The following is a 1,894-nucleotide window of genomic DNA, read 5'->3' on the forward strand; positions in this document are numbered from 1 at the left end:
ATCATAAAAAAATTTCATATTGTTTGTTACAATGATTTTAATTTTCCCTTATCAAGAAAAATACTTGATGTTTATGAAATTCTTTGTCAAAGTTATGATCGCTTTACCTTATTATGATAAAGTTTTAATGAAAGATAGTCTTAAGTCTGCTAATATTACTGTTTCTAAATATGAAACCATTAATTTTTTGATTTTTTTCTTATATTAAAGCCTACTATTAGAACTTTATTAAAAAAGTATTGAAGGAACGCTTCATCATGTCGATTAATTTTATCAGAATAGAAAAAATATATTACATTTTTTCAATGGGTTTATTCCTGCCGTTAGTTACCCTGAGTGGAAAAATTAATGCTTCCATATTATTATTAGATGCTAATCCATTAAAGGAAAAAAATTAGAATTTTCAGAAAATTATTTGTACTATTTAGGTTTGATCGACTGTGCTTCCGATATTAAATTGTTTATTACTCCTGAAGAAAAAATTATCTTTTTTAGAAGTATTGTCGCACTTCCTCGTGAGAAGTATAAATAGGATGTATTCTTAAATGAAATGAAATATCTCCTCATTCCAATCAATATTATTAGAGCTAATGTGTTATAATGCAATAGGATATTATTAAAAAATTATACGAGCCTAATTTAAAAAGCCACTATGAGATGCAATGATTTTTAAAAGAGAATGAAATCATCCACGTTCTCTAAACTCTAGTCGAAATATTGACTATTTTTACTTTTGTCAATGATGACTATTCTATTTTATATAAAGACTTTGAAACATTGAAATAATATAAGTCTTTCTATTTAATTTCTTTTGAGAAGTTTCAAAGATCCTTCTGACTTTAATAATCGATTGATAAAGAATTATAGTATTCTAAAATAGAATAACTTTATTGACTTCTTGCTCGACTATAGAAAATAAATAATGCAAGCAACAAACTTGGCAGTGATTTAAAATGATATCCACTACGTAGTTTTAAGGATTAGAGAAAATTTCTCATCGCACGCCAATATTCATATCTCATTTAAATAAATGAGAAAATAAATTTTAAATTATTTTTTAAATGTAAAAATTTTCAAAGAAGAGTCGCGTTTAAGTTTGGTGGCGCATATAATGCAATTGCTCAATTAAAAAGTGAAAAAAAGAAAAGGGTATTTTTACATTTTTATTAGGTAATCATTCAGAATTGTAGCATTATCTGAAAATCTTTTAAAAGTTTTGGTGACGATTGTAAGTTAAAATGAGATACCATCTGTAAAATTATATAAAACTCTTCATTATGAGGTTGAGATTGTTCTTTATGACAAAACTAATTTCAGCTAATAAAAAATTGCAGAAGATTTAATGAAATAACACATCTTAGTATCGATTCCATCCTATAATCATAAAGATATTGTTGCTTATCAAGGTTCTGTAGAAAAAGAATTCTTTGAGGAAATAGGAGAATTGGATTATTTGTTTGTACCTTTAGGTGAGGATGGGCTTATTTCAGTATCTGCTATTACTGAAGCTTATTTATCACCTAATTGTATTATAATTGATGTAGAATCTGAGGCAGGTAATGATGTACAATATTTTTTTTCAAACGAGAATTTTTTTAGTATAGCAACGTCTAAAACTATTTCAGATGGCGTACAAATTCAATTTATTGTCCAATTAATTTTACCTATTTTAATTAAATCCTAACAGATATCGTAAAGGTAAGTGATGATCAATTATGTAAACAAATTCACTTTTTTTAAAAGGATAAAAATTATTTTAGAACTAGCAGGTTGTTTTGGTGTTCCACTATTTTAAATAAAAATTGTTTAAATTTTATTTTAAAATTAAAGTATTTTTTCTGATAAGGGAAAATTAAAATCAATTGTAACAAACAATATGAAATTTTTTTATGAT

1 protein-coding gene is annotated in these 1,894 nt (G+C 25.2%); it reads left to right on the top strand.

Annotated features, from left to right (window positions below):
* The first annotated feature begins 1,444 nt into the window (after nt 1-1,444).
* Entirely contained in the window at nt 1,445-1,684 is a 240-nt protein-coding gene (locus tag B1F79_RS05995; protein ID WP_251366382.1) for a PALP domain-containing protein, read from the top strand.
* The last annotated feature ends 210 nt before the right edge of the window (nt 1,685-1,894 follow it).

Source organism: Coxiella-like endosymbiont of Rhipicephalus sanguineus (genome assembly GCF_018687865.1).